Genomic DNA, 291 nt, shown 5'->3' on the forward strand with positions numbered 1-291 from the left:
TCATATAGCTATAAATTTTCATAACTAATAGTATAGGTGTAGTAGAAAAGCTTATATATCAAGCTTTAAGCACTTTTAGAAAAAAATTTCGAGTTAGTAAAAAGAGTTACATAATATCATTTTTGTTTCATGTTTTGATGGAAAGGGGAATGATATGGCTATAAATTTTCATTTTGATGAATTTGGGGTGTTCGAAGTAACATTAATATTTTAATCCTTACATTTTTTTACTTTCACTTCTCTTTTAAATGTAAGAGGTACTTTAGAGAGAGTGTGGATTTGAAATAAAGT

Source organism: Bacillus sp. JJ783 (genome assembly GCF_036963225.1).
Taxonomy (GTDB): Bacteria; Bacillota; Bacilli; order Bacillales; family Bacillaceae_G; genus Bacillus_A; species Bacillus_A cereus_U.